A 7,984-nucleotide genomic window follows, 5' to 3' on the forward strand; every position below is an offset into this window, starting at 1 on the left:
CAGCCCTTACCTCACGGTAAGTACCTTGCGCTTCCTTAGTGGTTGGTTGATGTGTACCCCCACAGTGGACTTTCACCACCTAGATCGCTGCCATGCCTGGCACACATAGAAAAAAACGACATAAAATAGTCGTTTCAGTTACCAAATTAGTTTAATTTATAAGATAAAATATGCGTTTCTGTATCCAGCTACAGCGCCTAGCCCCGACGCACAGGACGTGCTAGTGCAGTCATGGCGATTGACGTCGCGTTTTTGACTGCCTCGAGGTCATAAGCCAATTATAAATTGAGGGCAAAAAGCGCCTTCTATTTATAATCGTCTTATGCTGGTCGGGGCTGATCAAGGCGCTTCCGCTTTTGTTCAGTCTTGTTGTCTCATTGCTTGAAACATCCCTAACATCATTGAAGCCATTTGTACTGAATTTGAAAATTGCGCTACTCTATGTGGAATTGTTTTTTGATAATAGTTCATCATTTCAATATGCATGCTTTCTGTGTCATTCGGGTTTCTTGATAAACGACGGTACCAATATGGCTGCTCTCGAATAAATGCTCGAAGTTCTTTGCTAGATGCAACATGATCCTGTATTTCTTTTCTCAAATCATTCAACCTCTAATCTTTTCGGAATGAGAAAGGGCCTGGATTGCCTGAGCTAGTGCTGCCGCTTGAACCTTTTGAGAGTCCTAATTGCTGAAATAAATTCTGAATCGTTGAGATTGTGCTACTCATGTTAGTAATGTGATGATTCATTTGATTCATATCCATTTTTTTCACAGCTGTTACCATCTGCGACATAAAATCAGCTTTTGTTTCTGATTCGACTGTTTCTTCGGATTCTTGATCTGTTTTGTATTGCTTCCAAACGGTATCGTTCTCTCCAAGTAAGTACCAATCCTCATAAACTTCCTGCCATTCTTTATTCCCTTTGCGAACTTCTTGAACTAACTTTGGGTGTTTTTTTACAAAATCTTTAAATTGCTCAACAGATGGATGCGCTTTTTTTATTGTCATCTTCATCACCCCTACGTCACATATGCCTACTATATCCTATAAATTTTCATTAAAAATGTTCGCCCAATTTATCATAAAAAGCGCAAGCGCCTTGGTCAGCCTCGACAAGCATATTAATTCTTAAGTTCATATAAATTCTGATACCAATATAAATGAAAGCATTGTCAGTTTAAGGAATACTTTGATAAACTAATCTTAGGAAAAAGGAAGGAACGATACATAATGAATGAGAAATTACTTGCATTAACAACTGAACTTATTGAAAAAGCGACTGATGAGGAAAAAGAAACTCTTCACTTATTACTTCAAGGATTTCAACGAAAGCAAGAACAAAAGAACGGTTCTTATATAGGTGCGCTCCTGCACGCAGAAGGAGAATTTAAAGACAATCAATTTGTGTTAAAAATACCAAACACTCCTTTAATTCAAAATGCATTAGATATTGTACATGGTGGTATTACTGCAACGATGTTAGATTCAGCAATGGGGTCTGTTGTTCATCATCTTCTTCCACCCGAAAAAGCAGCAGTAACTACTGAGATAAAAGTTAATTATGTAGCACCTGGGATTGGAAAGGAACTAACATGTGTTGCTTCAATTATCCATCATGGCAGTAAGACGATGGTAACTGAGGGGAAAGTTTTTCGCGATGACGGAAAATTAATTGCTCATAGTACAGCAAGCTTTTTCATTATTGATCGTAAACAATAGTAGCTCAACAAAGGAGTAAGCCGCAAAATGTTTTTTCATTCTTTAAAAAGAAATGTAGTATTTGCATAAAAAAACATTCTAGTGCTCAAAACTCAGGGATGACAAAGGAAAAAAAGTGTTAATTTGTTCATTATGCATTCCTTATGCCGAACGTCGTGCGTATAGAAGATTATAAGAAAAAAGGCTGACACAAGGGTAATACCTCGGGTCAGCCTCTATAATTTACCTGTACTTCTTATTCCCATCCCTTTATAAAATTCTGCGTGTAATATAATTCGTCAACACCAACACCTAAATGTGTAAAATCCTCGTTTAGTAGCGCTTCACGATGTCCTTTACTATTTAGCCAGCCTTCCACAGCAGCGATACCATCAACGTACTGAGCTGCAATGTTCTCACCAGCCATCTCGTACACCACTTCGCCTTTTGCTAACCTGTTTACGAGCGTGCCCTTTGTTGGTGATTCGTGAGAAAAATAATTATTATCTTTCATATCTTGGCTGTGTAAAAAAAGCGACTTCTGCTGTTTTTTCATCCCATTCTACAGGAGGTACTGAATGGCGTTTTCGAATCATATTTGAAATCGCTAAAATTTGTTTCTCAGAACCACTTTCGATTCTCTCCCACTTTTCCTCATCAATTTCTTGAGGCTGTATCAATTCGCCTCGGAACACAACCTCATAGGAGCGTTGTTTAATAAAGGTCTCTTTATCAACTGCACGAACACTCGACAAGGTTCCGTCGAACTTATCAATATACAGTTGTACATAGATATCACCCATCTTTACAGAAGGTCTAGTATTCATATCTTCCTCTGAAAACTCAAAGCGGTATGAGTTTCCTTCATGGTCAATTGTTAAACTAGGAGAAACAGGTGCTATTTTAAAAATTTCACTAACAGGCTGTCCAATTTTAAAAGGAATAGCATTTAAAGAAGAACCTGTTCCAAAAACAGTTACGACTTTATCTTCTAATACACCTATTTGCATATACTGATTCTGGTCTTGCTCAAAGATCCACCAGTCATAATCATAGGCAGAAGGATCGATTCGACTTGGTTCTCCTACTAACTTTGTTAATTCAGCAGTGTTTTTACCTACTAATGATAGCAATCCTGAGTCTGGTAATTGAATATCTTCATCAGGTAGCTCTTCATTTGAAATTTGAACCTTTTCTTCCTCAAGTTGTTCTAAGGGTGTAAAATCTCCGAATTGAATAAACAATGTGTATGTAAGAAAAATAATAAAAAAGATAAGGACTGTTCTTAAAAGTATTTTCAACCTTTGTAGCCTCCCAATTCTCCGGGTTATTTCTAGTATTATATGAAAAATAGTAGACAATATTCTATTAAATCTTTTTTAAATAGTATTTCCCTTACATGAGACATTTAAACAGAAAAGTCATGATTTATCAACGATTGCGCTTAAACTCACGCTAAGAAAAAAATAGACACCCTTGTAAGGTGTCTAAAGATTGTGATGATCCTCTGAAATTTCTGAGAGTGCATCTCCTGCTTCATCATCTGTTCTTGAATTAATAGACAAATCTCCAAGTGAGACCATTCCTATAAGTGCTCCGTTTTCAACTACAGGTAATCGTCTAATTTGGTGATCTGCCATAAGTTGAGCAGCTTCATCTAGAGAGGCTTCTGGTTTGATGGTAACAAGATTATCGCTCATGACATTTGTAACTTGATTAGAACCCGGATGTTTTTCAGCAATTCCCCTGACAACTAAATCTCGATCTGTAATCATACCAACAATTTTATCATTCTCAACAATTGGAATTGCACCAACATCAAGGTCTTTCATTTTTAAAGCGACCTCAAAGACATTGTCTAGAGGTGTACAATATTCAACTTGAGCAGTCATAACATCTCTAACCTTTTGCATCTTTATTACCTCCTTTGCTATTTTCCAATAAACAGTTGAGTCTAGTAGTGTCCATACGTTCCACCATTCACATATCCTACCTATTTAGGTACGAAAAAATGCATTGAAATAAGTGATCCATATGTAGGTGAAGTAACTTCCACGTTAGTTTTACCAAAATAAGAAAATTTAAGCCGGAAAACGTCATAAAATTGTACCTTTTAAAATGTCGCTGAAACATTGCAACTTCATAGCTTTCGTACTATTATTAAACAAGAGAGTTTATCTAATTTAAGCGCTTAACATTTATTTTTACAGGCTTTAGGAGGGAAATACATATGAAAATGGAATCCACAGGTTTAGAAGGCTTGTCAGTTGAGCTTTCTCGTTTAGATGAAATAATGGACGAACTAGGTCTAGTTCGTGCAGGGCAGTGGGATTATGAGCGAGTTACTTACGACCGTAAGATTGAAAACTTGGATGAAACCTTTTACCTACGTGTTCAAGGATATGCAGTTGATGGAGATATAGGTGGTAGACATGCAATTATTAAACTAATGACTCCTTTACTAGGGAAGCACTATTATCCACATGGCATCGAATACGGAGAAGGCGAAGCATTTCCAAGTTCAATCGTAACAACTTGTAAAAACCTTATGAAACAATTAAAAGAAGAAGTAAGCAAGCTGCAATAGTCAAAACATCTGAAAAAAACTGATAGATCCCATTAGTGGGTCTATCAGTTTTTTCTAATTTAGAAGAAATCAAATAGTACTGATTCATTACCAGAGATTATCTTTTCTAACCTCGCAATGTCATTCAGGTCTCCTTTGATCATTCCAGCTTTATATAAGAAAGACGGTTTCTTATACCCTAGCAACAAAGCTGTTAATATTCCGATCTCAATTTGTAGACCTTTTTTTGGCGGATGTACACAAGTACCTTTTTCTGTGTTTTTAAACGACTTCACAGAATTGTTTTCAATGAAGTAAGTACCATTGTTCCAAGACGCAACAGGATCATAAACATGAAGAATTAATGGTTCATTATCAGAAGGTTGGAATGGATATAGAGATAAAAACGATTCAACATCAATGATTCTTGCCATAAAATAAGGATGAATTTCTGTCTTCACTCTTGGATTAGCCAAATAGAACGAAAAGAAGTCCTTTTCATAGGTAATCCACTTTACTTCATCAACCATTGAATCATGCTGACAAACAAAATTCCAAAATCCCCTTTTAGCCTCTTCATTTAACGTTACGATCTCATACACCGTTAGTTTTCGATCATTCACCTTATAGATCATATATCCGTCTTCTTTTTCATCTGGATTATAATGAAAAACAATGCTAGCATCTTTTTTAATTACAGAATTTTCCCACCAGAGATCCTCGCGAACTAACATACTATTAAAGCTTTTACTAAATTCTCCGTATATTTTTTTCAGAAGGGGTAAGGCCTGCTCCATTTTCTCTCTTTGAATTCGGCCTTTATCTTTTTTCAAGAACTGCAAATCTTCTTTTTGTATGGTTAAAAATTGCTGTGAACAAATTAATTCATAGCCAAATTGACGATAAAAAGGAATTGAAAACGGATGAAGATAGGATAGATGGTAACCATTTTCTTTCATCCAATTCAATCCTTCGTCTATTAACTTGGCAACTTTGCGATTCCGTCTTTCTTCCGGCCAAGTCGCAACTGAGGCAACACCACCCATTTTAAATAAAGTTTCATTAATGATCACTTGAAACGAAAGGATTTGTAGTTTTGCAGTTAATTTTTCCTCTTCAAAGTCACCTAATATGTATTGATTTTGAAGACGTGAATTGGCTTGTTCTTTTTCATCATTTGACAGCGAATATTGAAAGGCATATTGTGATAATTCCAGAACTTGATCATACTCTTGTTTTTCTACTACTCGTATCACGTCACATTTCTCCTTTATGGCTACTCTTTCTTTTGAAGCTCCCACATTAAAAATGTTCCCTCTTTTTCCGTGCAAATCATACCTAATTTGTCATAAAGCCTGATGGAATCCACGTTCTGTTCATTACATTCCATTTTAACTTTCACTACTTTTTTCTGAATGACTAACCATTCGATGAATGCATCAACAGCCTCAAAAGAAATACTTGAATTTAGATGTTTTTCATGAATATGATAACATAACTCTACCATACCTTCTTTAGTGGGCTTTCCTTGCATAAATAAATCCCCTATAATCCGTTTTTCATCATAAAGAATAATTAACCATAATCCCCATCCATATTCACTTTCATCTACTTCTAACTTTTCGATATAGAGTGGCAAAACACCTTTAACAAATGGAGAAGGCCAGGTTTCAGGAATTTCAATTGGGGATCGTTGTTCAAGTTCTTTCCGGTGAAAAATTAATGACTTCGCTATATCAAGTGAACACGGGATGATCAATAGTCGATCTGTGATGATTTCGATCAAAATAATCTCTCCCCTCATAATAAAAAGCGCTGGAGCTGGATTCCAAAACGCACACTTATTCTTAAACTGTTTATACTTTCTGATTCTATAAAAAAAAGTGACTTAGAATATTTTATTCTAAGTCACCTTTAAAATATGTTTAAAAGCCTAATATCGCTTTAATTACTGAAGTTGTTTCTCCTCCACGATAGAAAACATAAAGCAGTAAATAAACCGTAAGACCAGTTATTCCTGTAAAAAACCAGATAACACTTGTAATTGGACCTAATTTACGATGCCTTGCAAGATTATTTTTATATCCAGTGATTAAAGAAATAATCCCCATAACAGCACCTACAGTTGCTAAGGTAATATGAAAAATTAAGAAAATCGTATAGTAAATCTTAATATCGTCAGGACCACCAAAAGCTGTATTACCGATAAAAATGGTTCTTGAGGCATAAAGAATAAAGAAAATAATCGCAAATACTGCAGCAACTAACATTGTCTTTTTATGTGCTTCAATCTTTTTTTGCTTAATTAAATACCAACCTATCGCAACACTAATCGAACTAAGCATAATAAATGTCGTACTTATTGTCGGTAATAACGGTAAGGATGTGTTCATTGTTAAATTCCTTTCTAACAAAAGAAGTTTAAATTATAGTTATTATTTTACTGGATTGGGAGTAAACTCACTCACAGCTTCTAACTCGTCTTGTTCTCTCTCTCTGCGGGCCCACTGAAAGAAAATAAACCCTAGAATTGTCCCATATACAATTTCTTGAATAATTTTCATGACAACTCCGCCTAGTTGTTGATCTTCTACAAGCGGCAATGTGTTAAACATATCAGGACCCGTTAACGATAAGCTCGCAAGCATATCAGAGGGAACACATAAATGAAGAGCATTAATCCAAGCTTGAGGCTCGGAATAAGTTAAATACAGTGGATCTGTTGCAAAAATAATTAGAGCACATGCAGGTGTTAAGAGAACTCCGTCTGCAAAAATATACCCTACTTTTTTAATTCCAGTTAACGAGTTCCATTCAGGAAGCTGTGTTAAAAGTGGCCACCACATCAACAGTGCCGCAATGAAAATAAGGATCGTCATCGGCGTATGATAGATAGGTGCAGTTTTAACAAAGTCAAAGACTAAAGGAATATGATAAAGTGAAAATACTCCGTTAAAAATGATTAATGCGATCAATGGTTTTGTTAAGAAAGTAAAAATGGGTTTAATAACTGGACGATAAATGATTGATCTCCATAACCAGACTGGAATTCCCACGACCAACAATGGGGGAATAACTAAATAAAGGATCGCCATTTGCGTCATATGTGCACTAAACATAATGTGACCTAATAAATCAACTGGACTACCCTTGCTAATATATAATAATATCATTGCAGAGACAAAGAGTAGCTTTGTCTTTCTAGAAACTGGTTCACTGCCAGTGAACTTAGCACGCCAAGGACCAATTAGTACAAAATAGAAAACGGTTACGAGAGCGACAAATATAAAAAAGTAAGGACTCCATAACGCGCGAAATCCAAATATTTCAAAGCCCATGATTTTTCAACTCCTTACGCTAATCCTACAACGCTTATTATACACCTCGCTAGAGCAGCTATCAATGAACGTTCTATGACAGTTATTATTAAAAAGCGCAAGCGCCTTGTTCAGCCTTAGGCATAGCATAAGACGATTCTAAATTGACATATGACGTCGAGGCAGTTACAACCGCGACGTCCTGTCGCTGTAACTGCACTAGCACGTCCTATGCGTCGGGGATAGGCGCTGGAGCTGGACTTGCGAAACGCAGACTTAGTATCAAATTTTATACTTTCTATCTATCAATCGAGTAGGAGGCGCGTTACCGCGCCGACCTCTCACACCACCGTACGTACCGTTCGGTATACGGCGGTTCGAAAGTTTATGAAATTACTTT

At 36.3% G+C, this 7,984-nt stretch carries 9 protein-coding genes and 1 pseudogene; 2 read left to right on the top strand and 8 right to left on the bottom strand.

The window, feature by feature from the left end; translation table 11 throughout:
* Positions 1–360: 360 nt before the first annotated feature.
* On the bottom strand, positions 361–600 hold the full coding sequence (locus ACFFIX_RS27135) for a YlbE-like family protein (RefSeq protein WP_378939701.1): 240 nt from the start codon (positions 598–600) through the stop codon (positions 361–363).
* A gap of 12 nt (positions 601–612) precedes the next feature.
* Complete coding sequence (gene ylbD, locus ACFFIX_RS27140) at positions 613–1,011, bottom strand: spore coat protein YlbD (RefSeq protein ID WP_378939703.1); 399 nt, start codon at positions 1,009–1,011, stop codon at positions 613–615.
* Positions 1,012–1,233: 222 nt separating this feature from the next.
* On the opposite strand from ylbD, the gene ACFFIX_RS27145 reads away from it, so the two are divergent.
* Positions 1,234–1,722: a PaaI family thioesterase gene (locus ACFFIX_RS27145; protein ID WP_378939705.1), complete on the top strand. Its 489-nt coding sequence runs from the start codon at positions 1,234–1,236 to the stop codon at positions 1,720–1,722.
* A 235-nt stretch (positions 1,723–1,957) separates the two neighbouring features.
* On the opposite strand, the pseudogene ACFFIX_RS27150 reads toward ACFFIX_RS27145, so the two are convergent.
* A pseudogene (locus tag ACFFIX_RS27150) lies at positions 1,958–3,002 on the bottom strand (CAP domain-containing protein).
* 186 nt (positions 3,003–3,188) lie between these two features.
* Positions 3,189–3,614, bottom strand: coding sequence for a CBS domain-containing protein (locus ACFFIX_RS27155; RefSeq protein WP_378939706.1), 426 nt, complete (start codon positions 3,612–3,614; stop codon positions 3,189–3,191).
* A 317-nt stretch (positions 3,615–3,931) separates the two neighbouring features.
* On the opposite strand from ACFFIX_RS27155, the gene ACFFIX_RS27160 reads away from it, so the two are divergent.
* Entirely contained in the window at positions 3,932–4,288 is a 357-nt protein-coding gene (locus tag ACFFIX_RS27160; RefSeq protein ID WP_378939708.1) for a YugN family protein, read from the top strand.
* 59 nt (positions 4,289–4,347) lie between these two features.
* On the opposite strand, the gene ACFFIX_RS27165 is transcribed toward ACFFIX_RS27160, so the two are convergent.
* From ACFFIX_RS27165 to ctaG, 4 genes are all read right to left on the bottom strand, one after another.
* Positions 4,348–5,523, bottom strand: a complete 1,176-nt coding sequence (locus ACFFIX_RS27165; protein WP_378939710.1) for a GNAT family N-acetyltransferase — start codon at positions 5,521–5,523, stop codon at positions 4,348–4,350.
* Positions 5,524–5,543: 20 nt separating this feature from the next.
* The gene (locus ACFFIX_RS27170) at positions 5,544–6,053 is read right to left on the bottom strand and encodes a GNAT family N-acetyltransferase (protein WP_378939712.1); all 510 of its coding nucleotides are present in this window, start codon (positions 6,051–6,053) and stop codon (positions 5,544–5,546) included.
* A 139-nt stretch (positions 6,054–6,192) separates the two neighbouring features.
* Entirely contained in the window at positions 6,193–6,660 is a 468-nt protein-coding gene (locus ACFFIX_RS27175; protein ID WP_378939714.1) for a DUF420 domain-containing protein, read from the bottom strand.
* Positions 6,661–6,702: 42 nt separating this feature from the next.
* Positions 6,703–7,605, bottom strand: a complete 903-nt coding sequence (gene ctaG, locus ACFFIX_RS27180; protein ID WP_378939716.1) for a cytochrome c oxidase assembly factor CtaG — start codon at positions 7,603–7,605, stop codon at positions 6,703–6,705.
* Positions 7,606–7,984: the final 379 nt, after the last annotated feature.

The organism is Metabacillus herbersteinensis (genome assembly GCF_042433335.1).
Taxonomy (GTDB): domain Bacteria; phylum Bacillota; class Bacilli; order Bacillales; family Bacillaceae; genus Metabacillus; species Metabacillus herbersteinensis.